This window comes from Brachybacterium sp. P6-10-X1, from assembly GCF_001969445.1.
GTDB lineage: Bacteria > Actinomycetota > Actinomycetes > Actinomycetales > Dermabacteraceae > Brachybacterium.
The window spans coordinates 3,479,684-3,505,211 of sequence record NZ_CP017297.1; the positions used below are offsets into that span (position 1 = coordinate 3,479,684).

The following is a 25,528-nucleotide window of genomic DNA, read 5'->3' on the forward strand; positions in this document are numbered from 1 at the left end:
ATTGAAGCACTCCGCGTGAGCGGGAGCAAGGGGTGGGGCATGCGCGGTGGTCCGGGCCGTCCTCCGGGCGGCGGGTTGCGCGGTGGCATGGGGTGGTGACATGGGGCGGCCCGCCGAGGCGAGGCGCGGTCACTCCTGGTCGGCGTCTGCTGCGGACGACTCCTCACCGGTCACGAACTCGGCCAGGTGCTGCGACAGGGCCCGGCGGCTCGGCTCGTGGCAATACATCATGTGCCCTGCCTCGTAGTACTCGATGCGGATCCGCTCGGTGTAGTCCTCCCGCGGGATCGCCAACTGCGCCAGCACGTGCTCACTGGCGTGGAACGGGGTCGCGGCATCGTGGTAACCGTGGGAGACCAGCACCCTCGTGTGCGGGGACTTGCGCAGCAGCCGCGCCAGGTCCGAGGCGACCTCGACGGAGCGGTTCTCGAAGTCCTGGTAGCTCCACGGGTGCACACGGCCCGACATGATCTCGTAGACCACGTCGCTGGTGAAGTCGAGCTCGCGGCGCAGGTACTGGTTGATGGTCGCGGTGTACGACGGGGCGAGCTGGTCGATCGACGGATCCGTCTCCATCGTGGCGGTGTTGCCATCGCCTGCAGGAGCGGTGAATCGCCCGTCGATGCGCCCGGTCAGCAGGCCCTGCTCACGCAGGAGCTCGGCGAGGAACGCCTGATGCTCGACGCGCAGGTTCGCCCGCTGGACCCAGTCGGGATCCACGCCGATCAGGGCGCCGATCCGCGCGGCGGCCTCTTGCTTCTGCTCGGGCGCCAAGCGTGCTCCGGCCGCCAGCAGCGCCGGGTACTCCTGCTCCGCGAAGGCCTCCGCCTCGTCGACCACGTCCTGCAGCAGACGGCCCTCGTGCTTGCCGTGCGCATGCGCGATCGCCGCATAGGTGGGCAGGTAGTGGACGTAGGGGCGGTCGTTGCCCTCGGCGAAGCGGATGGTGCCGAAGTCCAGCACCGGCGAGATCAGGGCGATCCCCGCGACCGCGACGTAATAGCGGTCCATGAGGCGTGCGGCGACCGCGGAAGCGCGGGTGGTGCCGTAGGACTCTCCCGCCAGGAACAGCGGCGAGGTCCAGCGCTGGTTCCGGGTCAGCCAGTCGATCACGAACGATGCCATCAGATCACGATCCGCGGCCAGCCCGTGGTGGCGGTCGCTCTTCGCTCCCGGCACGGGACGTGAATAGCCGGTGGTCATCGCATCGACCACCACCAGGTCCGCCTGGCGCAGGATCGTCTCGTGGTTGTCGAGCAGGCGGTGCGGTGGCGCCGCGGGAGCTCCGGCATCGCCCGAGTCCACCCGACGCGGGCCGAGCAGTCCCAGGTGCAGCCACACCGTCGAGGCGCCCGGGCCGCCGTTGAAGGCGAAGACCACCGGGCGCTCCTGCTCGCCCGTGCCGTGGGCGGCGTGGCCCTGAGCGACGTAGGAGACGGAGAACAGCTCGGCGTAGGCGGTGCCGCGCCCGTACTCCTCGCCCTCGGGCTCCTCCTTCAGCACCACGGTGCCGGTGGTCGCCGTGTAGTCCAGTGCGCCGTCGGGCAGCGCCAGGGAGTGCAGCGTGGTGACCAGATGGTCCTCGCGCTTCTCGGCGTCGGTGCCGGCGTCGGGGCCGGGGGCGTTCTTCGCGGTGTCGGGGGAAGGGGTGGTGGGCTCGGCGTTCACTCGTGCTCCTTCGTCGGATCCGGCGTCGACGTCGATGCTATGCGAGCGGCGTGTCCAGGGGCCGAGGTCCGGGTGCCGGTGCCGGGTGTTGGGCACGGGTGCCGGGCGCCGGGTGCCGGGCACGGGTGTCGCGCGCCGGTGCCGGGCGCCGGTGCCTGCGGTTCGGGGCCAGGCCTGGCCCCGGGGTGGGGCGACGACATGTGGCTCGGTCGGCGACATGTGGCTCGGCCTGCGACATGCGGCTCGGCCTGCGACATGTGGCTCGGTCGGCGACGTGTGGCTCGGTCTGCGACATGCGGCTCGGCCCGCGACATGCGGCCCGGAAACGCCGAATCCCCCGATCCGCATCGTTCATGGTGCGGATCGGGGGATTCGAGATCCGGTCGCCGGCGTGTCATCCGCCGAGCATGACCTTGTGTCGGTCGTCGAGCGGAGCCTCAGGTGTCAGTCGCCCAGCGGGACCTCGTGTGTCAGTCGTCCAGCGGGGAGATGTCGCGAGGCTCCTCCGCGCCCTCCTCGTTGTCGCGGACGACCATGCGGATCGGGTCCACCTTGGTCCAGACCACGAAGGCGATGGCCACGATGACCATGGCCAGGCCCGCCCAGAGGTTGGCGTTGAGACCGTCGGTCTTCTCGGCGGCGCCCTCGTCGAAGGCGAAGATGCCCATCGCCAGCAGGATGAGGCCGAACAGGCCCAGCAGGACGCCGATGAAGTTGCGGATGTCGAAGGCGCCGGCGGTCTCGACGTGTCCGGAATCGGGAACGTCGCTCGCGCCGCCGGGGGCTTCCTGGGGAGTGGGGGTCATGTCTGGCTCCTTAGGCGAACAGGACGTTGAGGATGATGACGAAGCCCAGGGCAATGCCTGCCATGGGGACGGGGCGACGCCAGAACGGCATGCCCTTCTCCTCCGGATCGACCAGGTCGGCCTTCGGGGTCTCGGAGTAGACCAGGCCCTTCAGCTCGAGGACGGGCTTCGGTGCCGTGAACTGTGTGACCACTACGGAGACCACGATGTCGACGACGAACGCGGTCGCCGCGCTCATGAAGGCGAGTCCCTGGCCCGGCAGCGTGAACACCTCGAAGAACGTCGAGGAGGACCACAGAGCGACGGCCGAGAGGGTGCCCGCCACCAGGCCGGTCCAGCCCGCGGTCGCGGTCATCCGCTTCCAGAACATGCCCAGGATGAACGTCGCGAACAGCGGTGCGTTGAAGAAGCCGAACAGCGTCTGGAGGTAGTCCATCAGGTTGGAGAACTGCCCGGCGATGAGCGCGGTGAAGATCGCGATCACGCAGGCCGCGGCCGTCGCGATGCGCCCCACCGTGATGTAGTGGCCGTCGGGCTCGTCCTTCTTCACGTACTGCTGGTACAGGTCGTAGCTGACCACGGTGTTGAAGGCGGAGATGTTCGCGGCCATGCCGGCCATGAACGCCGCCAGCAGGCCGGCGATCGCGACGCCCAGCAGGCCGTTGGGCAGCACCTCGCGCATCAGCAGCAGCAGGGCGTCGTTGTAGGTGACGCCGGTGGCGGCGGCCTCGGCGGAATTGCCGGCATGGTCGAGCTGCTTGAACTCCGTCAGCTGGCCCACCAGCACCGCGGCGATCATGCCGGGGATGATCACGATGAAGGGGATGAACATCTTCGGGAAGGCGCCGATGATCGGCGTCATCCGAGCGGCGGTGATCGACTTGCTGGCCATCGCGCGCTGGACCTCGACGAAGTTCGTCGTCCAGTACCCGAAGGAGAGGACGAAGCCGAGGCCGAACACGATGCCGACGACGGACAGCACAGGGCTGTCGAAGCCGGACAGTGCCTGACCGGGCCAGCTGTGCAGCTGCTCGGCCCCGAGCATCCCGTCCCCGGCGACGCGCTCCTTCATGCCGCTCCAGCCGCCCACGCGGTGCAGGCCGACGAGGGTCAGCGGCAGCAGGGCCGCGACGATCACGAAGAACTGCAGCACTTCGTTGTAGATCGCGGCGGAGAGGCCGCCGACGGTGATGTAGAACAGCACGAACGCGGCGGCGACGATGAGGCCGACCCACTGGGGCCAGCCCAGCAGGCGGTGGACGATCATGGCCAGCAGGTACAGGTTCACGCCGGCGATCAGCAGCTGGGCGATCGCGAAGCTGATCGCGTTGACCAGGTGCGCACCGGTGCCGAAGCGCATGCGCATGAACTCCGGGACGGATCTCACCTTGGAGCCGTAGTAGAACGGCATCATCACGACGCCGAGGAACAGCATCGCGGGGATCGCTCCGACCCAGAAGTAGTGCATCGTCGGCATGCCGAACTCCGCGCCGGTGGCGGACATGCCCATGATCTCGACGGCACCGAGGTTGGCGGAGATGAAGGCGAGGCCGGTGACCCAGGCGGGCAGGGAGCGGCCGGAGAGGAAGAACTCGATGGAGTTGGAGACCCCGCGTTTGGCGTACCAGCCGACGCCGAGCACGAACACGAAGTACAACGCGATGATCGCGTAGTCGATCCACTGAGCATCCAGGCGGATGTCGACCATGGGGACCAGCTTTCCGGAGGAGGAAGAGGGAAGGGCGCCTCGAGGTGCGGCGCCCTGTTGCGCGGGCCTCGGGGCGGCGGATCCTGACCGCCGGGCGGATACGCTACCACCGGAAGGGACCCCTCGCGACGGAGACCTGTGGCAATCGCGCGACAGGCGCGGTGTGTCCATGATATACGGACACGGTCCGCTCGCCGCCGTCACGTCTTCCTCGGACCCAGGTCTTCCTCGGCCCAGGTCGCGCGGCCGTCGGCCTCGGCGTCCTTCCGCCCGGCGCCGATCCCCGGGCATCAGGTCGAGATCTGCGCAGTTGTTGCCAAAACGTCGGGTGGCACCGACAATGCAGAGTTCGGTGCGTGGCGGGTGCGGGTGGCACCGACAATGCAGAGCTCGGTGCGTGGCGGGTGCGGGTGGCACCGACAATGCAGAGTTCGGCGCGTGGCGGGGGTGGGTGGCGCCGGCGATGCAGAGCTCGGCGCGGGCGGGGTGGGACTGCTCGGGATCTTCGCGTACCATCACGATCCGTGAACGTTCACGCCTCCAGCGGCGCCCAGCCACGACGATGCGGCTACGCTCACGAGGAACTCGAGGACGAGGAAGGATAAGGAGAGCGATGAAGCCACGTCTGACCCGGCGCACTGCGCTGGCGGGGTCCGGGGCGGCGATGGTGGCCGGCCTGGCCGCCTGCGCACCGCCGAGCCCCGGCACCGTCAATAACGAACCGACCATCCCGGCCAGCGACGGTCCGGTGACCCTGAGCTACTGGGCCTGGCTGAAGGATCTGCAGAAGGTCGCCGACATCTTCAATGAGAAGCAGGACCGGATCAAGGTGGAGACCACCTGGATCCCGGGCGGCAACTCCGGCGGCTACGCCAAGATCCTGTCCGCGGTCTCCGCGGGCGGCGGCCCGGACATCGCCCAGATCGAGCTGCGTCAGGTCCCGGAGTTCGCCCTCGCGGGCGCGCTGACGGAGCTGACCCGCTATGGCTTCGCCGACCAGGCCGACGCCTTCGACCCCGGTGCCCTCAGCCAGGTCAAGGTCGGCGACACCTACTGGGCCGTTCCGCAGGACTCCGGGCCCGTGGCCACGTTCTACAACCGTGAGGTGCTGGAGGAGGAGATGGGGCTCGAGCCCCCGGCCACCTGGGAGGAGTTCCGCGAGCTCGCGGGAATCGTCTCCGAGGCCGGCAAGAACCTGATCACCCTCGATCCGTCGGACGGCTCCTACCTCATCTCCTGGATGATGCAGTCCGGCGCCCTGTGGTTCCGGCCCGAAGGTGATGCCTGGATCGTGGACATGACCGGCGACGCCTCGATGCGGGTCGCGGAGTTCTGGGACGAGATCCTGGCCGCGAAGATCATCGGCACCGGCTATGGCGCGTTCTCCACCCCGTGGATGGCTGCCGCCGGCGAGGGCAACGTGCTCGCCACCATCGGCGGCTCGTGGTCCGACGCGCTCATCCAGTCGGTGCCCAACGGGGAGGGCAAGTGGGCCGTGTCCCCCATGCCGACCTGGCCCGACGGGTACGCCTCCGGGGCGCACGGCGGCTCCTCGGGGGCCGTGCTGTCGACCAGCGAGCATCCCGTCGAGGCGCTGGAGTTCCTCACCTGGATGTGCACCGACCCCGAGGGGATCGACGCGATGATCAAGTACTCCGGCATCGGCTGGTCGCCGGCCAAGGACTACATCGGCAAGACCCGCCAGGAGCCGTCGGAGTTCTTCTCGGGCCAGAACTACAACGAGGAGGTCATCCTGCCCATGGCGGAGGGCCAGAACCTCGACTGGACCTGGGCGCCCATGATGCAGCGCGTCTCTGCCATCGTCGGTGACGGCATGACGACGGCCGTCAGCGGGGAGGTCCCGCTGGTGGACATGCTCCCGCAGACCCAGACGGAGATCGTGAAGATCATGCGGGACATGGGACTGAACGCGGAGGAGGCACGATGAGGTCCAAGACAGCACCCTGGATCCTGCTCGCCCCGTTCCTGGTGATCTTCATCGGCACCATGATCGTGCCGATCATCATGGCGATCGGGTACTCATTCAGCTCCGTGGAGCGCTCCGGCCTGCTCGGCGAGGGCGGTGTCACCAACAGCTTCGCCGGATTCGAGAACTACATCAAGGCCCTGTCGAACGCGAACTTCGTCGAGTCGATCGGCCGCATGGTCCTGTTCGGCGCCGTGCAGGTGACCGTGATGATCGTGGCCGCCACGATCCTCGCGCTGCTGCTGGAGAGCGCCAGCGCCAAGTGGCCGGGCTTCTTCCGGGCCACCTACTTCCTGCCCTACGGGATCCCCGGCGTGATCGCCACGATCCTGTGGTCGTTCCTGTACATCCCGGGGCTGAGCCCGATCGTGGACGTGCTGGGCTGGGTGGGTCTGGAGATCGACTTCCTCGGCCCCAACATGGTGCTGTGGTCGATCGCGAACATCGTGACCTGGACGTACACCGGCTACAACATGCTCATCATCATCGCGCAGCTCAAGGCGATCCCCGGTGAGCTCTACGAGGCCGCGAAGATCGACGGCGCCAGCGGCTTCCGGGTGGCGATGGCGATCCAGTTGCCGCTGATCCGGCCCGCCCTGCTGCTGACGGTCATCTTCTCGATCATCGGCACCCTGCAGCTGTTCGCCGAGCCGCGACTGATGCAGACCATGAGCGCCGGGATCACCTCGGAGTACACCCCGAACATGTCCGCCTACGCCTTCGCGTTCCAGTACAACGACATCGGCATGGCGGCCGCGCAGGCCGTGATCATCGCGGTCTCCGCGTTCCTCCTCTCGGCGGTCGCGCTGGGAGTCTCCTCCTGGACGGAGAAGCGTCGATGACCACCTCGAACACCACACGCGACAGCGAGACCGCCGCTGCCGAGCGCCGTCAGGCCTCCGCCGCCAAGCGGGCCGGGCGCGAGACCCGCGCCGGGGCCCGTGACGCGGGGCGCAAGCCCACGACGACCATCCTGATCACCACGATCCTCGTGCTCGTGGCGTTCTACTTCCTGATCCCCGTCTACTGGGTGGTCATCAACGCCACGAAGTCGACCGAGGACCTGTTCGGCACCAGCGGATTCTGGTTCGGGAACGGCTTCCAGCTGTGGGAGAACGTCAAGGCCGTGTTCGCGGCCAACGGCGGCATCTTCCCGCGCTGGGCGCTGAACTCCGTGCTCTACGCCGGGGTCGGCTCCGTGCTGGCCACCTACTTCGCGACCGCCGCGGGGTACGCCCTGGCCAAGTACCGCTTCCCGGGACGCCGCTTCGTGTACGTGCTGGTCCTGGGTGGCGTGCTGGTGCCCGGCACCGCCGTCGCGCTGCCGCTGTTCTTCCTGTTCAGCTCGATCGGGATCACCAACACCTACTGGGCGGTGCTGATCCCGTCGCTGGTCAGTCCGTTCGGGTTGTTCCTGGCCTCGATCTACGCCAGCGCCGCGGTGCCCGACGAGCTGCTCGAGGCCGGCCGGATCGACGGCGTGGGAGAGATCGGGCTGTTCCACCGCCTCGCGCTGCCGCAGCTGACCCCGGCCATCGTGACCATCGTGCTGTTCCAGTTCGTCGCGATCTGGAACAACTACATGCTCCCGCTGGTGATGCTGGCCGACGAGAGGCTCTACCCGATCACCCTGGGACTGGACAACTGGAGGGCGCAGACCGACCGGCTGCCGGAGTTCTACCAGCTGACCACCACCGGCGCGCTGCTGTCGGTGATCCCGCTGGCGATCCTCATCCTGGTGCTGCAGCGCTTCTGGCGCGGCGGCCTCACCGAGGGCTCCATCAAGGGCTGATCCCCGGACCGCCCGCGACGCGCGGGACCACTCACCGAATCCACCGATCCATGTCACGTCCGGCACGGATCGGTGGATTCGGCATGCGTGTCGCGACGGGCCTGGACGGTCGGCGCGCTTGCTTCCGCGAGTGTCCTGCCGTTCCATGAGGACATGATCGCCGCCGCTCGCCGCCCCGGAGTCCGCCGACGTTCCCTGCTGGCCGCCGGGGCGACCCTGCCCGCGCTCACGGGACTGGCCGCCTGCGACGGCGGCGGAGGAGGCGATCCCGGCGAGGTCGGCGCGCCCGACGTGGTCGCCGAGGTCGACCGCGAGGCCCCCGGTCCCGTGGAGGACGTCGCCGCGATCGCGTCCCCGTTCACCGCCCGGCTGCTCGGCGCGCTCGATCGCGAGGCTGTGAACCTCGTGTGCTCCCCGCTGTCGGCCCAGGTGGCGCTGACCATGGCCGCGCTCGGCGCCGCCGGGGCCACGCGCGAGCAGATGGAGCAGGTGCTCGGCGGCGCCGTCGACGAGCAGGCCGCGGCGGCGAACACGCTGACCCAGCTGCTGGCGGGCGTCGGCGACGAGGAGCGGGAGGAGGCCGAGAAGGGCGATCCCGAGGCGGCTGTCGCGACGCTCGTCAACGGCACCTGGGTGCAGGAGGGCCTCGCCCTCGAGGACGCCTTCGTCGAGGGGCTCGGCCGCTGGTTCGGCAGCGGCGTCTACCAGGCCGACTTCGCCGACGCCGGAGGGCGCGAGAAGGCCCGCGATCGGATGAACGGCTGGGTCGAGGACGCGACGGACGACCTGATCGAAGAGCTCGTCCCGGAGGACATGCTCGACGCCGACACCCGTCTGGTGCTCGTCAACGCCCTGCACCTGAAGGCCGCGTGGCCACAGCCGCTCACCACGGCCGACGGCACATTCACCACGGCCGACGGGGAGGAGCTCGCTGTCGAGATGCTCTCCGGCACCACGGACAGCTGGTACGAGGACGAGCTGTGCAGCGCCACCGCATTGGCGACGTACGGCGGCCAGCTCGCCCTCGCTGTGATCCGGCCCACCGCGGACCTCGCCGCCGTGCTCGATGCCTGGTCCGAGGCGGCCGACGAGGGTGCGACCGGGGGAGGGGTCGGTCTCGCGGCCGTGCTCGAAGGTCTGACGACCTCGACCGCGAGCACCGAGGTGACGCTGCCCGGGTTCGACATCCAGTGGCAGGACCAGCTCAAGGGCCCGCTCTCGGAGCTCGGGATGGCCGATGCCTTCACCGACGCCGCCGACTTCTCCGGCATCACCACCGAGGAGGAGCTGATGCTCACCCACGTGGTCCAGAAGGCCGTGATCACCGTCGACGAGGAGGGCATGGAAGCCGCCGCCGCGACTGCTGCGGCGGCGGGGGCCGTATCGGCACCGGTGGAAGAGCACGAACTGGCCCTGGACGTGCCGTTCCTCTATGTCGCCTACGAGACGTGCACCCGGGCGCCGCTGGTACTCGGCTGGATCGGGGATCCGACGCGGACTCGCTGAGCCGGCTCGCCCGTCGGCCGGCCCAGGCCCCGGCCCCGTCGTCCCGCCCCGCAGTCCTGCGTCCCGTCCCGGCCCCGGCGTCCCGCCCCGCAGCCCGGCGTCCCGTCCCGGCCCCGGTGTCCCGCCCCGCAGCCGGGTGTCCCGCCCTGCAGCCCGGTGTCCCGCTCCACGGCCCGGCGTCCCGCCCGTCGGCCCGGCGTCCCGTTCCGCGGCCCGGCGTCCCACCCGTCGGCCCTGCGCGGGCCGCCCGCGACCGCCGGAGGACGCGAGATCCGGGAAACCAGGTGCGATCGTCGGGCCCCCGTGAAAGGTTTGTCCGATGGGGATCTTCGCGGTCGGGGCGTGGTGCATCAGGCAGGCATGGGCGGCGGCGCCCCGCATGGTCGCGGCCGCCGTGGTCCTGGGCCTCCTCGTCGCGGCCGTCCCCTCGCTGCAGGTCGTGCTCATGGCGCAGTTCGTCGGCGCCCTCACCGGAGCGGACAGCTTCGACGACGTCGCCATGCCGTTCGCGGGACTCGTGCTGCTGATCGCCTTCACCGGGCCCGTCGAGGCGATCGCCGGCACCATGCAGTGGCGCGTCGTGGACCTCATCGGCCTGCGCTCCAAGCGGGAGATCGCCGACACCCTGGCGACGCTGCCCCCGACGGTGCTGGCGGACCCGGTCGCCGCGGCCGACATCGAAGCCGGCAACAAGGCCGCCGAGGAGGAGATCGCCTTCCTCTACCCCTTCGTGCTGAGCCTGCTGCGCGACATCCTGTCGGTGGTCGGGGTGTTCCTCACCCTGGCCACGATGAGCCCGCTGGCCGCGGTGTTCGTCCTGGTCTCCCTGCTCCCGATGCTGCTGGCCTCGCAGCGGATCTCCCGCATCAGCTCGAGGATGTGGGATGACGTCGGCAAGCTCTACTGGCGATCGCGGTATCTCCACCAGCATCTGGTCACGACGGCGTCGTCGATCGAGCTGACCTCCCTCGGCGCCAATGGCCAGATCTCCTCGAAGGTCGCCGGGACGATCGGGCAGATCACCGCACGCAAGGCGCAGACCTACCTCCCCATGCTCTCCTGGCGACTGCTCGCGGGGGCGGCGACCTCGCTCCTGCTGGCCGGTGCGCTCGCCGCGCTCGTGGTGGGCGTGCACTACGGACCGGCCGCCGCCGGCGGCGTCTACGGGGTGATGGCCGCGATGGGGGCGGTGGGCTCCCTGGGCTCGAACCTCGGGAACATCGTCGAGGGCAGCGCTCCCTACGAGCGCTACCAGAAGCTGCTGGGCATGCGGCGCGAGGCACGCGACCCCTCGCTCGCCCTGGATGCGCACTCCCTCGTGGTCACGGACGTCTCCCATACCTACGAAGGGCAGGAGACCCCCTCGCTCGTCGGCCTCGACCTGCGCATCGACAAGGGCCGCATCGTCGCGCTGGTGGGCGTCAACGGCGCGGGCAAGACCACCGCGGTGAACTCCATCGTGGGCACCTTGGACCCGCAGCTCGGGGCCATCTCGATCGATGGCCGCACCCGCGCGGACATGCCCTTCCAGGAATGGGTGGGCCACTTCGGCGCCCTCACCCAGGAGTTCGGCCGCTACGAGCTGACCGTACGGGAATCGCTGCAGCTGGGCACCCCGCGCCGCGACGTCACCGACGCGGAGATGTGGGCGGCGCTGGAGGCGGCGAACGCCGCGCGCATGGTGCGCGAGTTCGCGGACGGGCTGGACCAGCAGCTCGGTTCCCAGTGGGACGGGGGCGTGGGGCTCTCCGGCGGACAGTGGCAGCGCATCTCCCTCGCGCGCATCCACCTGCGCGCAGCACCGATCTGGATCCTCGACGAGCCCACCAGCGCGATCGACGCCGAGGCCGAGCAGGACATCTTCCGCGAGCTGCAGCGTTCGAAGGCGGATCGCATCACCATCGTCGTCTCCCACCGCGCGTGGACCCTGCGCGGGATGGACGAGATCCTGGTGGTCGACGAGGGCCGAGTGATCGAGCGCGGCCGTTACGACGAGCTGCTCGGCCGGGGCGGGCGCTTCACGGAGATCTTCGCGGAGCAGGCGGCCTGAGCGCGGAGGGGCAGGATCCGCCGGCCCCGCCGCTGCGCCGCCGACTACCCTGGTGGCAGAGCGCTCGACGGATCTCGCGATGGAGGAGACATGCCTGCTGCACGCCCCTGGCCCCTCGGAGTCGACGGAATCGCCTACGGCGGTGACTACAACCCGGAGCAGTGGCCCCGCGAGGTGCGGCTGGAGGACGTCGAGCTGATGCGCGAGGCCGGGGTCACCCTGGTCAGCGTCGCGATCTTCGCCTGGGCGACGCTCGAGCCGCGCGAAGGCGAGTACGACCTCGCCTGGCTCGACGAGGTCATGGATTCCCTCGGCGAGGCGGGCATCAAGGTGGCCCTGGCCACCGCGACCGCCTCTCCGCCGCCGTGGCTGACCCGCCACCACCCGGAGATCCTCCCCGTCACCGAGGACGGCACCACGCTCGGCCCGGGCGGGCGGCAGGCCTACGCCGTCTCCTCGCCGCTGTTCCGCGAGTACGCGCTGCGGATGACCCGCATGATGGCCGAGCGCTACGGCGACCATCCTGCGCTCGCGCTGTGGCACGTGGACAACGAGCTGGGCTGCCACGTCCCGCACGACTACTCCGAGCACGCCGCCGTCGCCTTCCGCGGCTGGCTCGAGCGCCGCTACGGCACCGTCGAGCGGCTCAACGAGGCGTGGGGCACTGCCTTCTGGTCGCAGCGCTACGACTCCTTCCACGAGATCCTGCCGCCGCGCGCGGCACCCACCGATCCCAACCCCACCCAGCAGCTGGACTTCGCCCGCTACTCCAGCGACGAGCTGCTGGCCCACTACCGCGCCCTGCGCGGGGTGCTGCGGGAGGTCACCCCGCAGATCCCTGCGACGACGAACGTCATGCTCTCCTCGGCGACCAAGTGGATGGACTACTTCTCCTGGGCGGGCGACGTCGACGTGGTCGCCAACGACCATTACCTGATCGCCGCCGACCCGCGCGGACAGATCGAGCTGGCCCTGGCGGCGGACCTCTCCCGCGGCGTCGCGGGCGGGGACCCCTGGATCCTCATGGAGCACTCCACCTCCGCCGTGAACTGGCAGGCCCGCAACCGTGCCAAGGGTCCCGCGGAGATGCTGCGCAATTCGCTCTCGCACGTCGCGCGCGGAGCCGACGGGATCATGTTCTTCCAGTGGCGCCAGTCCCGCGCCGGCGCCGAGAAGTTCCACTCGGCGATGCTTCCCCACGCCGGCCAGGAGTCCGAGGTCTGGCGCAGCACGGTCGCGCTGGGTCGGGCGCTGGAGGCTCTCGCCCCCGTCCACGGCAGCCGGGTGCTGAACCGGGTCGCGATCGTCATGGACTATCCCTCCTGGTGGGGCAGCGAGCTGGACTCCCACCCCACCCAGGCGCTGCGCTACAGCGAGGAGCTGCTGCGCTGGTACACGGCGCTGTGGGACCTCGGCGTCGGGGTCGATCTGGTGCCGACGGGAACCGATCTGACCGGCTACGACCTGGTGGTCGCCCCCACGCTGTACACGGTGAGCGACGAGGACGCCGAGCGCCTGGCGGAGGCCGCCCGCGCCGGGACGCAGGTCGTGATCACCTTCTTCTCCGGGATCGTCGATGAGAACGACCACGTGCGCCTGGGCGGCTACCCGGGTGCGTTCCGCGAGTTGCTCGGCGTGCGCAGCGAGGAGTTCCATCCGCTGGTCGAGGGCGAGATCCGTCATCTCGACGACGGCACGGCCGCGGATCTGTGGAGCGAGAAGACGCACCTCGAGGGTGCCGAGGCCGTGCGCACCTGGGCCGACGGGCCGCTGCACGGCTGGCCCGCGGTCACCCGCCAGGTGGTGGGTGACGGTGCGGGCTGGTACGTGGCCGCTCGCCCGTCGGCCGACGGGTTGGAGACGCTGCTGGGCGAGATCGTCGCGGCCGCCGGTGTGGAGCCGACGGTGCCGGGACTGCACCGCGACGTCGAGGCGGTGCGCCGCTTCGCCGAGGACGGCATCACCTACTTGTTCGTCCTGAACCACTCCGAGGGCGACCAGGTGGTGCAGGTCAGCGGGTACGAGATGCTCAGCGGTGCCGATGCGGAGGGCGCGCTGACGGTGCCTGCCGGCTCGGCCGCCGTGATCCAGGAGAGCTGAGGGTCGCCCCACCTGTCGGCCAGATTCCTGACAGACTGGTGTAAGACGTTTCACCGAGAGGACGACCGACGATGACCGCCCTGCTGCAGCCCACCCCGGACGGATTCCTCCGCGCGGGGGAACCCCACCTCGTGATCTCCGGGGCGATCCACTACTTCCGCGTCCACCCCGAGCAGTGGCGCGATCGCCTGCGCCGCCTGGTCGCGATGGGGTGCAACACCGTGGAGACCTACGTGGCCTGGAACGTCCACCAGCCCTCTGCGGATGTCGTCGACTTCGACGGCCTCGCGGACCTGGGCCGCTTCCTCGACATCGCGGCGGAGGAGGGTCTCGAGGCGATCGTGCGCCCGGGGCCCTACATCTGCGCCGAATGGGAGAATGGCGGTTTCCCCGGCTGGCTCCTCGCCGACCGCAATCTACGACTGCGCAACCGCAATGCGCCCTACCTGGCGCAGGTCGACGCCTGGTTCGACCAGCTGATCCCGGTGATCGCCGCGCGGCAGGCGAGCCGCGGCGGCCCCGTCGTGATGGTCCAGGTCGAGAACGAGTACGGCAGCTTCGGCGACGACACCGCCTACCTCGCGCACCTGCGCGACGGCCTGATCGCGCGCGGCGTCGACGAACTGCTGGTGACCTCCGACGGTCCCGCGCGCACGTGGCTGACCGGTGGCACGGTCGACGGGGCGCTGGCCACCGTGAACTTCGGATCCCGCGCTCTGCAGGTGCTCGAGATGGCCGAGCGAGAACTGCCCGCTCAGCCGCAGATGTGCATGGAGTTCTGGAACGGCTGGTTCGACCACTGGGGCGAGGAGCATCACGAGCGCACCGGGGGTGACGCCGCCGGGGAGCTGGCCGACATGCTCGCAGCCGGCATGAGCGTGAACGTCTACATGGCCCACGGCGGCACCAACTTCGGCCTGCGCGCCGGCGCCAACCACGACGGCGCCCTGCAGCCGACCACCACCAGCTACGACTACGACGCCCCGATCGCGGAGAACGGTGAGCTCACGGAGAAGTTCCGTGCCTTCCGCGAGGTGGTCTCCCGCCACCGCGAGCTGCCCCCGCTCCCGGAACATCTGCAGCAGCTCGGTCTCGCCGCCGTGCCCGCTCGACTGCCCGCGTCCGAGGTGAGGATGGAGAAGACCATCGCGCTGCGCGGCACCGAGCGCTTCGCCCGGCCCGCCACCGTGCACCCGACCCCGCCCTCCTTCGAGGACATCGGCCTCGAGCGCGGCCTGCTGCGCCTGAGCCGCGACATCGAGATCGCCGCCGTCGAGCGGGACGGCCACCTCGAGATCTCCGCGCTGCAGCTGTATGACCTGCATGATCGAGCCTGGGTCTACATCGACGGGATCTACGTCGGTGCGACCGGCGTGGTGGGCGACGAACAGCGGGACATCGATCCCGCCCTCGTCGAGCTCAGCCCGTTCGCGGGCCGCCTGCTGCCGCGCGGCGGGCACCGCATCGTGCGGGTGGAGATCCTGGTCGAGAACCTGGGGCGCGTGAACTTCGGGCCCTATCTGGGTGAGCGCAAGGGGATCCTGGGCGGCGTGTGGCAGTCGGTCCGCTTCCTCAACGACTGGGAGGCCGATCCCTGGCCGCTGGAGGACATGGCCGACGAGCTCGCCGCCCTGGTCGAGGCCGGGCCGGAGCTGGAGGACCGGGAGCACGCCGGAGCGCGTGCCGGGACCGGGGCGCGCGCTGACGATGTCGCGAGCGCCGATGACCGGGGAGAGGCCGTCCTCGATGACGCGTTGCCCGTCCTGGTCAGCGCCTCCTTCACAGCGGGCGAGCAGGCGGACGCCTTCCTCGACGTCTCCGGGGCCGGCCACGGCGTCGCCTACGTGAACGGCTTCTGCGTGGGCCGCTACTGGAACATCGGTCCGCAGCAGACCCTCTACGTGCCGGCACCGGTGGTGCGTGCAGGCCGCAATGAGGTGCTGCTGCTGGACCTCGAGAAGCGCCCGACGCACCTCGCGCTCGCCGAGCAGCACGTGTTCGGGCGGACGGACGGCTGAGCGCGAGCGACCCGACCCGACGGCCAGGCGATCACCGGCGAGTGCTGACGGGCCGGTGATCGCCCGTGGGTGCTCACACCGCATCGCTCACAGCGAGGTGCTGGGCGTGACCGGGACGTCCTCGGGCAGTACCTCCGCGTACTCCTCGAGGATCTTCTTCCCGCCGTCCTCCTCCCATTCCTTCACCGCGGCCAGGAAATCATCGATGGTCTTGCGCCCCTGGATCACCGAACTGCGCACATCGCTGAGCCGTGCGTCGATCTCGGTGCCCTTCTTCGAGTTGGTATCCGAGTACAGGCCGTTGGTGGGCCGGCGCATCATCAGCTCCAGCAGCTCCTTCTCCTTCTCGTACATGTACTCGGAGTCCGACGGGTGCGGGTTGTAGATCACGCCTTCGCCAGCGGTCATGATCTCCAGCGCGGAGCGAAGGCCCGGCACGTCGGCATCGGCGGTGCCGATCGGGACGTAGTTGCCGTCCTCGAGCTCGTAGTCCTTGCCCTCCGTGCCCCAGTTCTTCTGCATGTACTCCACGGTGCCGAAGGGTGCGGAGAGCCAGTTGACCAGGTCCAGAAGCTCTCGGATCTTCGCCTCGTCGTCGGTCTTCGTGAACGGGGTGAAGCCGACCGTCCCGTATCCCATGTCGTACACGGGCCGACGGCCGTCGACCGCGGAGAACGGCACCATGATGTCCGCGAACAGGTCGGGGTCGTACTGTCGGTACTGGCTCGCACCACGGGGGCCGACGGAGACCAACGCCGCGATCCGTCCTCGGGAGAAGTCCTGGGCGGTCTCGGTGTGGTTGAGGTCCGGGAAGAACGCCCCGGCCCGGAACACCTTCTGGGCGTACTCGAGGGCCTCGAGGTACTCGTCCGTCTGGTGGGCGGCGGCGAGCGTGCGGTCCTCGTTGACGCGATACTGATTGGGAACGCCGAACCACTCTCCGAACATGTGGAACGCATTGGGCAGGAACGGTTCGAGCGCCCATCGTTCCCCGGGGACCAGGATCTCCTTGCATTTGTCGAGGAACTCCTCGGCGCTGGAGGACTGGAAGCCGTCCACCTCCTCCCACACGCGGGGATTGCCGAGGTAGACCTGCCCGAACGGCGTCGACGGGATCGGGGCGCCCCAGATCCTGCCGTTGACCACCGCCGTGCGCCAGGATCCCGGGGTCAGTGCCGCGAGGTTCGGGTAGTCCAGCACGGCATCGCCGGCCAGGTGGTCGGTCAGGTCGGTGAACTGCGCGTCGAGCATGGGGCCGACGTTCGGGATGCCCTGGTTCGGCGGCACCCACATGAGATCCGGAAGATCGCCGGAGGCGAGGATGGTCGCGAACTTCTCCGGGTACGAATCGATGGCGATGTCGAGATCGAGCGTGCCGCCGAGTGCCTCGTTGAGCCGCTGCCAGAACGGGTTGTCGGGCATCGGGGTCGGGGGAGTCGCGAAGGTCTGCGTGAGCGCGGTGACCGTGCCGGAGGTGATCGGCTTCGCGTCGGTGGTCGTGATGAGGGACTCCGGAGCCCTGAGGAAGACGTTGTGGAGTCCGTCCTCGTTGCCCGGGAGATCGGGCGTGAGCCCCTCGATCGGCTGGTACGTGGGCAGTGTGACCGAGGCGGAGGCCTCCGCGCCGCCGTCATGGCGCCCACCTCCGCTTCCGCAGGACGAAGCACCGAGGGCGACGGCGGCAGCCCCGGTGAGGGTGAACAGATCACGTCGACGGACCTGGAATCGCATCCGTGGTTCCTTTCGTGAGGGTGCGCGGCGATGCGCACCGGGATAGGGAGGTGGGCGCGTCAGCCCTTGATGGCGCCGGTGATGACGCCCTTGGAGAAGTACTTCTGCAGGAAGGGGTAGACCGTGATGATCGGGGCGAGGGCCACGACGACGACGGCCATCTTGATCGACTGCGGCGGGGGCGCCTGCTGGACGCCGAGCTGGTCCGCTGTCAGGGAGCTGCCCTGGATGACGTAGCTGCGCAGGATCATCTGGATCGGCCACAGCGACTGATCGCTGATGTAGAGCATCGCGTTGAAGAACGCGTTCCAGAAACCGACCGCGTAGAACAGGCCGATCACGGCGATCACGGCCTTCGACAGCGGCAGGACCACGGTGCGCAGGATCCGGAAGTCGCTCGCCCCATCGATGCGGGCTGCCTCGATGAGCTCGGAGGGGATGCCCATGAAGAAGGACCGCATGACGATGAAGTTGAAGCCGACGAAGACGGTCGGCAGGATCAACGACCAGATCGAGTTCAGCAGTCCGAGCTGTTTGACCATGAGGAACATGGGGATCAGGCCAGGGCTGAAGAACAGCGTGAGGATGACCGCCATCAGCATGAACTTTCCGCCGAGGACGGGGCGACTGAGCGCGTAGGCCATGCAGATGGTGACGAACAGGGCGAGCAGCGTTCCGACCACGGTGACGAAAGCGCTCACGCCGAGAGAACGGAACACGAGGGGACTGGAGAAGATCGTCCGGTAGGCCTCGAGCGTCGGATCCGTCGGGAACAGCACGTAGCCGCCGGCATCCCGGATCTGCTCGGCCGATGCGAGCGAGGTGGAGACCACCACGAGCAGCGGGACGACGATCGAGATGCTGATCGCGGTGATGACGAAGGCTTTCGCGAACGTCAGGGGGACGCTCGGCTTCTCCATCCAGGCCGGCCGCTGGGACTGCCCGAAGGCGAATCTCCAGATCCGCTGATGCAGGCCGGGGGAGCCGGGCCTCCGCGTCGCCGAGCGTGACGCACGGCGCGGACCGTCCTCGACGGCGTCGGACTCGTGGTGGAGGGTGACGGGGCGTGTGGTCATTGGGGCCTCCCGCGGTAGATGCCGTCCTCGCCGAGCATGTGAGCGATCTTGTTGGCGATGAGGACGAGGACGGTGCCGACGATTCCCTTGGCGAGTCCGGCCGCAGCACCCATCGACCAGTCACCCCCGATCACTCCCGTGTAATAGGAGTAGGTGTCCAGCACTTCGGCGGTGTCCGCCCCGACGGCGTCGCGCTGCAGGATGAACTGCTCGAATCCGACGGTGAGGATGTTCCCGAGGTTGAGGATGAGCAGCAGCACGATCACCGGGCGCATCCCCGGCAGCGTGATGTGCCAGGCGCGGCGGAAGCGCCCCGCCCCGTCGGCCGCGGCGGACTCGTACAGCGATGGATCGATGGAGGCCAGCGCTGCGAGGAAGATGATCATTCCCCAGCCCGTGTCCTTCCAGGCGATCTCCCCGACGATCAGCAGGGCGAAGGTGTCCGAATTGGTCATGAAGGGGATGGGGTCCCAGCCATGGCTCACCAGGAACTGGTTGATGAAACCGGCGCCCCCGAGCATCTGCTGGAACAACGCGATCACCAGCACCCACGAGAGGAAATGCGGCAGATAGACGATCGACTGGAAGGCCTTGCGCAGGCGCGGGCTGACCATCGAGTCGACGATCAGAGCCAACAGGATCGGGAGCGGGAAGAACAGCACCAGCTGGAAGGCGGCATAGACCAGGGTGTTGCGCAGGGAGAGGAGGAAACGATCGTCCTGGACGAGCTCGACGAACTTCTCGAGCCCGACGAACGGCGCCTCCCAGATCGAGTAGTAGGGGTAGTAGTCCTGGAACGCGATGACGTTGCCGAGGATCGGGATGTAGAAGAACAGGAGCAGTGCCAGCGCACCGGGGATCATCAGGACCAGCATCTGCCAGTCCCGGCGCAGGCGAGACCGCAAGGAGGCGCGGGGTCGGCGTCGGGCATCGAGGGGTTCCGGTGCCGGCGCGTCCACCGCCGCTCCTCGCGGCGCAGGTGGCTGCGCGATGGGTGACGTACTCACGAGACATGTCCTCTCGGTGACTGCCCTGCGGAGGGTCTCCCGCCGGAGAAAGCATCGGTGCTTGACAGGGTGAGACTGAGGGTAAATGCTTTAACGCAGGATGTAAATCGGTTCGGTGACATAGCGTTCCCTCGGACCCCAGACCTGGCGCGCGACGGCGCCGGCGTGCGACGTGTGTTTGTGAAAGTGGTGCTTCTCCATGACTGACCTCCGTATCGGCGTGACCGGCTTCGGAGCCCGTGGCGGCCTCGCCCGCCATGCCCACCGCCCCGGGGAGGGGTCGCGCGTCACGGTGGTGGCCGATCCGACCGAGCGGGGGCGGGACTCGGCCCGGGAAGAGTTCGGGGGCGAGGTGGCGACCGTCGACTCGGTCGAGCAGCTCCTCGCCGAGCACGAGGTCGATGCGGTGATGATCCTGGCGCCCGACTTCGCCCACGCCGAGGTGGCGCTGCAGACGCTCGATGCCGGCATCCCCACCTTCTGCGAGAAACCGATGGCGATCCGGGTCGAGGACACCGACGCGATGCTGGCGCTGGCGCACCGGAAGCGCACCCGCCTCTACGTCGGCCACAACATGCGGCACATGCCGGTGGTGCGGCAGATGAAGGAGATCGTCGACTCCGGCCGCATCGGCCGGGTGCGCGCCATCTGGTGCCGGCACTTCGTGGGCACCGGCGGCGACTTCTACTTCAAGGACTGGCACGCCGAGCGGTCCAAGGCCACCAGCCTGCTGCTGCAGAAGGGCGCCCACGACATCGACGTCATCCACTGGCTGGCCGGCGGGTACACCCGGCGCGTCTCCGGGATCGGTGACCTGGCCGTCTACGGGGACATCACCGATCGGCGCGACAACTCCGACCGGCGCATGTGGGACTGGTTCGACGCCGACATCTGGCCGCCGACGGCGCAGAAGGAGCTGAACCCCGTCATCGACGTCGAGGACATCTCGATGCTGAACATGACCTTGGACAACGGCGTGCTGGCCTCCTACGAGCAGTGCCACTTCACGCCGGACTACTTCCGCAACTACACGGTCATCGGTGACGCCGGACGGATCGAGAACATGGGCGACGGCGGGGGCGACCAGATCCACATCTGGGAGTCCCGCCGCTCCGGCCCGGGCGCCCCGGACGCGGTCGAGGTGATCTCGCGGGGCGATGGCGGCCACGGCGGCGCCGACCCGAACCTGGTGGCGGAGTTCCTGCGCTTCGCCCGCGACGGCGGCACCACCGATGTCTCCGTCATCGCAGCCCGCGAGGCGGTCGCCACCGGCGTCTACGGCGCGGAGTCCATCCGTCACGGCGGCGTGCCGTACGACATCCCGGCGGTCCCCGACGAGATCGTCCGGTACTTCGACGGCGGGCAGCAGGCGTCGCAGACCGTCGGGGCCTGAGGGCCTGAGAACCTGAGGACCTGAGGGCATCGAGACGACCCTGGAAACGACCCCCACCCCAGGAGGAGATCCCATGATCAGATTCGGCACCGGCGGCTGGCGAGCCATCATCGGAGACGAGTTCACCCGCGAGAACGTGCGTCTGCTCGCGCAGGGTCTCGCCGACAGGATGCACGACGAGGACGTGGTCGCACGCGGAGTCGTCCTCAGCTATGACCGTCGCTTCCTCTCCGATGTCGCCGCCTGGTGGGCGATCGAGGTGCTCGCGGCGAATGATGTGCCGGTCACCGTCATCACCCGCCCCGTTCCCACCCCGATGTGCATGTGGACCGTGAAGCAGCAGGGCAGCGCCTACGGGATCACGGTCACCGCCTCCCACAACCCGGCGCTGTACAACGGCATCAAGGTGTTCACCGAAGGCGGCCGTGATGCCGAACTGGAGGTCACCGACGAGATCGCCGCGCACGTCGCCACGCTGGACGCCTCTGCGGTGCGCTCCCTCGCCCCGCACGAGGTGCGAGACAGCCCCCTGGTCACCCAGCAGAGCTCCATCAACTGGTACCTCGACGCGATCATCGAGCAGCTGGACCTGGAGACCATCCGCCACGCCCACCTGTCCGTGGTGCTGGACCCCATGTTCGGCGTGGCCCAGACCAGCCTGCAGACGATCCTCGTCAGCGCCCGCTGCGAGGTCTCCGTCATCAACGCCCGCCACGACCCGCTGTTCGGCGGTCGCATGCCGTCCCCCGCGGAGGGCAGCCTCGCGCCGCTGCGCCAGGCGGTCCTGGACCAGGGCGCGGACCTCGGCATCGCGACCGACGGCGACGCCGACCGGCTCGGCATCATCGACGACCGCGGGAACTACCTCAGCCCCAACCAGGTGCTCGTGCTGCTGTACGAGTACCTGCTCAACGGCAAGGGGTGGAGTGGGCCGGTGGTGCGCAACCTCTCGACCACCCACCTGCTGGACCGGGTCGCCGCCGCGCACGGCGAGACCTGCTACGAGGTCCCCGTGGGCTTCAAATGGATCAGCTCGAAGATGGCGGAGACCGACGCCGTGATCGGCGGGGAGTCCTCCGGCGGCCTCACCGTGCGCGGGCACATCCCCGGCAAGGACGGCATCCACGCCGGGAGCCTGCTGGTGGAGATGGTCGCCCGCTCCGAGAAGAAGCTCTCGGAGATCTACGCCGACCTCGTCGAGCGCTACGGTGAGCTGGTGATGGAGGAGTCCTCCTACGGATACACGCCCGCGCGCCGCGAGGAACTGCAGCGACGGATCTTCGAGGAGCACGACCTGCCCGCCTTCGACCGGGAGATCGATCGGACCTCCTGGGAGGACGGCTGCAAGGTGTACTTCGCCGACGACTCCTGGCTGACCATCCGCTTCTCCGGCACGGAACCGGTCATCCGGGTGTTCTCCGAGGCGGGCACCGCCGAGGAGGCCAAGGAGCTGTCCCGTACCGTCGCCGACCACTACGCGCTGAAGGCCTGACGCCGGGCCGTCCCGGCCTCCGCGCGCACGGCGGAGCCCGCGCGGCGTTCAGCTCCTCGGCGGTCCTGCCCGGCGAGCTCCCTTCCTGCTCGGCGGTCCTGCCCGGCGAGTTCCTTTCCTGCCCGGCGAGTTCCCTTCCTGCCCGGCGAGCTCCTTTCCTGCTCGGCGAGCTCCCTTCCTGCCCGGCGAGTTCTGCGCTCTCGTTCCCAAAGGCTCGTGTGGCACCGAGAACGTAGAGCTCGCCCGGCACGGAGAACCTATTGCTCGACCGGCACCGCCGTGGCTGGAACCCTGCCCGGTTCTTCGGTCCGCACCTTCTACCGGGAGAGGATGCTGTTCTTGTACCCCTGCGGCATCGGGGTCGCGAGTGCCTCGTCGACCGTGAACCAGCGCAGGTCGGAGTGCTCCTCGCTCACCTGGGGAGCAGATGTGTCGCTGATCGACGCGCAGTAGGTCACGACGCAGACCCGGCCGAGCTCGCCGAGGTCGTAGATCCACGAGTCGAGGATCGGGCCGACGTCGACGGTGATCCCCGCCTCTTCGCGCAGCTCGCGCCGAAGCGTCTCCTGCGGCGAGGCGTCCTCCGGATCGGGGCGGCCGCCCAACAGCTCCCACTCCTCGCGGGGATTGCGCCCCAGTAGCACGCGGTCCTGGTCATCCAGCACGACCGCCTTGATCGAGACGTTCAGCGCCATGGCAGGTCAGCTGTCGCTCGCACCGGAGGCGCGCAGGGGTGAACCGCCTGCGCCGCCCGCAGCGCCGACGTCGACGGACCCGGCGCGCTCGTACCGGAACCACTTGTCGGCGACCGCCTGTTCGGGGTCGATGTCCATCTGCCGTGCGTAGACCAGGCACATCCCGAGCACGTCGCCCAGCTCCTCGGCCACCACGCGCTGCTGCTCCTCGGGGGACCTGCCGCGGTCACGGCTCTGCCCGGACGCGGTCAGATGCGCCTGCGCGAGCTCCCCGACCTCCTCGGTGAGCTTCAGCAGCGCCCACTGCCCGGACCTCTCGATGCTGTAGACCTCCGCATACTGCGCAGAGAGCTTCTCGATGCGGTCGGCGATGTGGTTCAGCTCCATCCGAGCAACCTACCGGCTCCTCCCACCCGCCGCGGCCCTCCCTTCGCATCCGCCCGGCCGACCCCAGCCCCCCCACCCGGTTCCGGACGGCGAGCTCTGCGGTCTTGTTCCCATAGCGCGGTATGCCGCCGTCAACGCAGAGCTCGGCACCGGGAGTTCGGGGACGATGCCTCGGGCTCTCTGTCTCCTCGTGGGACGGGCACACCGCGACCCAGGCCGCGTATCCCGCCATCGGGCCGAGCTTCGTGCACGACGATCCCGAGGCGATGTCGCGTCTGGGGGAGGTGGCCGATCGGATCGGACGCCAGGTCCTCGACGCCGATCCTGCGCTGGTCGCGCGGTACCTCAGGGAGGCGAACGCCCTCTTCGACGCCGTGCGCGATGGAGTCGGCTCCGCGGCCGATCAGCCGTCGTCGACCACCCCGTAGGTCTCGAGGGCCTCGCGCACATCGGCGGTGGCGCTCGCGCCGGCGTGCACGGGGAAGGACGCGGCGACGAAGCCGTCGGGCCGCATGAGGTACAGCCGGTCATCGCGGAGCCTGCCGTTCCAGTCCGGGGTGAAGGCATAGGGCCCCTCGATCCAGTCGGGGGCGGCGGGGGGCCGGTCCGCCTCGATGCCGTAGGTGTGCAGCTGCCAGCTCATCGATCGCAGCACGTCCCGGTTCGCCGCGGTCGGCGGCAGGCGGAGGCCGACGGCGCGATCGCGGGCCCACCGCGGCACCGGCTCGCCGTCGGCCACGGCGTGGTACCTGATGCGGTACTGCCCGAGCAGACCGCCCAGACGCGGGCCGAGCGCGGAGGCGAGCACCCGTGGGGCGAGCGTGGCGAGCACATCGCGGGCGCGCCGGCGCAGGAACGCCGTTCCGCGTCCCGGCCGGGCGATCACCCCGAAGGCTCGGTCGGTGGCGTTGATCAGGGACATCGCCACCGGCCGACGCTCGGCCTCGTACCGCTCCAGCGCGACAGCATCGAGATGACCGGCGGTGACGTCGGCCAGCAGGTTCGCGAGGTGATGGGCGTCCTGCAACCCGGTGTTCATCCCCTGCCCGCCGACGGGGGAGTGCACGTGGGCGGCGTCCCCGGCGAGGAACACCGCTCCGCAGCGGAAATGCGTGGCCACCCGGTGGTGGACGCGGTAGGCGGAGAACCAGTCGATGGTCTCGTAGCTGATCCCGAGGTCCTCCCGCACCGCCGCGAGCGCCTCGTCCGGATCCGGGTCCTCCCCGCCCTGCAGCCAGATCACGCGCACGTGACCCGCCGGACCCAGCGGGAAGGTGACCGCGAACCGCTGCTGCCCGAAGCGGGCCGCGAGCGACTCCTCGGGGACACCGGCCACGCCCCACAGATCGGCCACGCAGAAGGTCGCATCATCGGTGACGCCCTCGAAGGGCAGGTCCAGGTCGTGGCGCACCGGGGAACTCGCGCCGTCGGCCCCGATCGCCCAGCGGGCGCGGATCCGCACCGGACCGTCGGGCCCCTCGGCCTGCACCTCGACGTGCTCGTCGCCGGCGGACGCTCCGGACTCGAGGTCCACCAGACGGTGGCCCCAGCGGACCGGGTGCCCCTCGGCCTCGAGCGTCGCCGCCAGCAGCTCCTCGTTCCGGGACTGCTCGAAGACCTGGATTCCGGGATACGGCGTCCAGTCGGTCTGCGCCGCGAGGATGTCGACGCCCCCGGGGTCGGCCTCGGCCCCGATCTGGAAGCGCCGTGCGGGATTGGCGCCGGCGAGCACCTGCTCGGCGAGGCCCAGCTGGTCGTAGATCTCCATGCTGCGGGCCTGGACCACGAGAGCCCGTGATTCCTGCGTCGGCCCGGCCTTCCCGTCGATCACCAGGGCGTCCACGCCGCGACGGGCCAGGACCAGACCGGCCATCAGGCCCGTCGGTCCCGCGCCGACGACCAGCACGTCGGTCTGCAGCAGCGGTGGATTCGTGGTGCGGGCCATGGCGATCCTTCCCCTCGGCACGTCGTCGCGCCGAGCACTGGCTCAACGGTAGTCCTGCGAGCCCCGATACGTCGCGCCGCAGGCGCTTGTACGATCTGCGTCGTCCCCACGACGCTCCGTCCCCGTCCTGTTCCGTCCCCATCCGCGCGCCCGCGGCACCGCTGCCG

Annotated in this window: 19 protein-coding genes; 10 read left to right on the forward strand and 9 right to left on the reverse strand. The window is 69.5% G+C overall.

The genetic code is table 11. From position 1 onward, the window contains the following. Nucleotides 1-129: 129 nt before the first annotated feature. The 3 genes from BH708_RS15580 to BH708_RS15590 all read right to left on the reverse strand — a co-directional run bounded on the left by BH708_RS15580 (nucleotide 130) and on the right by BH708_RS15590 (nucleotide 4,182). On the reverse strand, nucleotides 130-1,668 hold the full coding sequence (locus tag BH708_RS15580) for a S10 family peptidase (RefSeq protein WP_083713665.1): 1,539 nt from the start codon (nucleotides 1,666-1,668) through the stop codon (nucleotides 130-132). Between the two features lie 470 nt (nucleotides 1,669-2,138). Continuing rightward, on the reverse strand, nucleotides 2,139-2,474 hold the full coding sequence (locus BH708_RS15585; RefSeq protein WP_076809956.1) for a hypothetical protein: 336 nt from the start codon (nucleotides 2,472-2,474) through the stop codon (nucleotides 2,139-2,141). A gap of 10 nt (nucleotides 2,475-2,484) precedes the next feature. Next, nucleotides 2,485-4,182 carry a sodium:solute symporter family protein gene (locus tag BH708_RS15590; protein WP_076809957.1) on the reverse strand — a complete coding sequence of 566 codons (1,698 nt, stop codon included), beginning with the start codon at nucleotides 4,180-4,182 and terminating at the stop codon, nucleotides 2,485-2,487. A 613-nt stretch (nucleotides 4,183-4,795) separates the two neighbouring features. On the opposite strand from BH708_RS15590, the gene BH708_RS15595 reads away from it, so the two are divergent. The 7 genes from BH708_RS15595 (at nucleotide 4,796) to BH708_RS15625 (ending at nucleotide 15,635) form a co-directional block, all read left to right on the forward strand. Then, the gene (locus BH708_RS15595) at nucleotides 4,796-6,130 is read left to right on the forward strand and encodes an ABC transporter substrate-binding protein (RefSeq protein ID WP_076809958.1); all 1,335 of its coding nucleotides are present in this window, start codon (nucleotides 4,796-4,798) and stop codon (nucleotides 6,128-6,130) included. After that, complete coding sequence (locus tag BH708_RS15600; RefSeq protein ID WP_076809959.1) at nucleotides 6,127-7,011, forward strand: carbohydrate ABC transporter permease; 885 nt, start codon at nucleotides 6,127-6,129, stop codon at nucleotides 7,009-7,011. Before BH708_RS15595 ends, BH708_RS15600 begins: the two co-directional genes overlap by 4 nt. Beyond that, nucleotides 7,008-7,961, forward strand: a complete 954-nt coding sequence (locus BH708_RS15605; RefSeq protein WP_076809960.1) for a carbohydrate ABC transporter permease — start codon at nucleotides 7,008-7,010, stop codon at nucleotides 7,959-7,961. The genes BH708_RS15600 and BH708_RS15605 overlap by 4 nt, the downstream gene beginning before the upstream one ends. A 153-nt stretch (nucleotides 7,962-8,114) precedes the next feature. Beyond that, a complete protein-coding gene (locus tag BH708_RS15610) occupies nucleotides 8,115-9,467 on the forward strand; it encodes a serpin family protein (protein WP_083713667.1) in 1,353 nt (450 codons plus the stop codon). A gap of 319 nt (nucleotides 9,468-9,786) precedes the next feature. After that, the gene (locus BH708_RS15615; protein WP_076809961.1) at nucleotides 9,787-11,517 is read left to right on the forward strand and encodes an ABC transporter ATP-binding protein; all 1,731 of its coding nucleotides are present in this window, start codon (nucleotides 9,787-9,789) and stop codon (nucleotides 11,515-11,517) included. A 90-nt stretch (nucleotides 11,518-11,607) separates the two neighbouring features. Further along, nucleotides 11,608-13,617, forward strand: coding sequence for a beta-galactosidase (locus BH708_RS15620; protein WP_076809962.1), 2,010 nt, complete (start codon nucleotides 11,608-11,610; stop codon nucleotides 13,615-13,617). A gap of 71 nt (nucleotides 13,618-13,688) precedes the next feature. Next, nucleotides 13,689-15,635: a beta-galactosidase family protein gene (locus BH708_RS15625; protein ID WP_076809963.1), complete on the forward strand. Its 1,947-nt coding sequence runs from the start codon at nucleotides 13,689-13,691 to the stop codon at nucleotides 15,633-15,635. Nucleotides 15,636-15,722: 87 nt separating this feature from the next. On the opposite strand, the gene BH708_RS15630 is transcribed toward BH708_RS15625, so the two are convergent. From BH708_RS15630 to BH708_RS15640, 3 genes are all read right to left on the reverse strand, one after another. Further along, nucleotides 15,723-17,366, reverse strand: coding sequence for an extracellular solute-binding protein (locus BH708_RS15630; protein ID WP_076809964.1), 1,644 nt, complete (start codon nucleotides 17,364-17,366; stop codon nucleotides 15,723-15,725). Between the two features lie 59 nt (nucleotides 17,367-17,425). Then, nucleotides 17,426-18,286, reverse strand: a complete 861-nt coding sequence (locus tag BH708_RS15635) for a carbohydrate ABC transporter permease (RefSeq protein ID WP_371330011.1) — start codon at nucleotides 18,284-18,286, stop codon at nucleotides 17,426-17,428. A gap of 152 nt (nucleotides 18,287-18,438) precedes the next feature. Continuing rightward, nucleotides 18,439-19,401, reverse strand: coding sequence for an ABC transporter permease (locus BH708_RS15640; protein ID WP_371329862.1), 963 nt, complete (start codon nucleotides 19,399-19,401; stop codon nucleotides 18,439-18,441). Nucleotides 19,402-19,648: 247 nt separating this feature from the next. On the opposite strand from BH708_RS15640, the gene BH708_RS15645 reads away from it, so the two are divergent. Together BH708_RS15645 and BH708_RS15650 are read left to right on the forward strand one after the other, a co-directional pair. Beyond that, entirely contained in the window at nucleotides 19,649-20,842 is a 1,194-nt protein-coding gene (locus BH708_RS15645) for a Gfo/Idh/MocA family protein (RefSeq protein WP_076809965.1), read from the forward strand. Nucleotides 20,843-20,915: 73 nt separating this feature from the next. Next, nucleotides 20,916-22,334, forward strand: coding sequence for a phosphoglucomutase/phosphomannomutase family protein (locus BH708_RS15650; RefSeq protein ID WP_076809966.1), 1,419 nt, complete (start codon nucleotides 20,916-20,918; stop codon nucleotides 22,332-22,334). A gap of 317 nt (nucleotides 22,335-22,651) precedes the next feature. Here the strand turns inward: BH708_RS15650 and BH708_RS15655 are convergent, their stop codons facing one another. Beyond that, nucleotides 22,652-23,029: an NUDIX domain-containing protein gene (locus tag BH708_RS15655; protein ID WP_076809967.1), complete on the reverse strand. Its 378-nt coding sequence runs from the start codon at nucleotides 23,027-23,029 to the stop codon at nucleotides 22,652-22,654. Between the two features lie 6 nt (nucleotides 23,030-23,035). Further along, nucleotides 23,036-23,416, reverse strand: a complete 381-nt coding sequence (locus tag BH708_RS15660; RefSeq protein ID WP_076809968.1) for a MazG nucleotide pyrophosphohydrolase domain-containing protein — start codon at nucleotides 23,414-23,416, stop codon at nucleotides 23,036-23,038. Between the two features lie 245 nt (nucleotides 23,417-23,661). Between BH708_RS15660 and BH708_RS15665 the strand changes: the two genes are divergently transcribed. Next, nucleotides 23,662-23,844, forward strand: coding sequence for a hypothetical protein (locus tag BH708_RS15665; RefSeq protein WP_076809969.1), 183 nt, complete (start codon nucleotides 23,662-23,664; stop codon nucleotides 23,842-23,844). Here BH708_RS15665 and BH708_RS15670 read toward each other — a convergent pair. Continuing rightward, on the reverse strand, nucleotides 23,820-25,361 hold the full coding sequence (locus BH708_RS15670) for an FAD-dependent monooxygenase (RefSeq protein ID WP_076809970.1): 1,542 nt from the start codon (nucleotides 25,359-25,361) through the stop codon (nucleotides 23,820-23,822). The two genes, BH708_RS15665 and BH708_RS15670, sit on opposite strands and share 25 nt — an antisense overlap. Nucleotides 25,362-25,528: the final 167 nt, after the last annotated feature.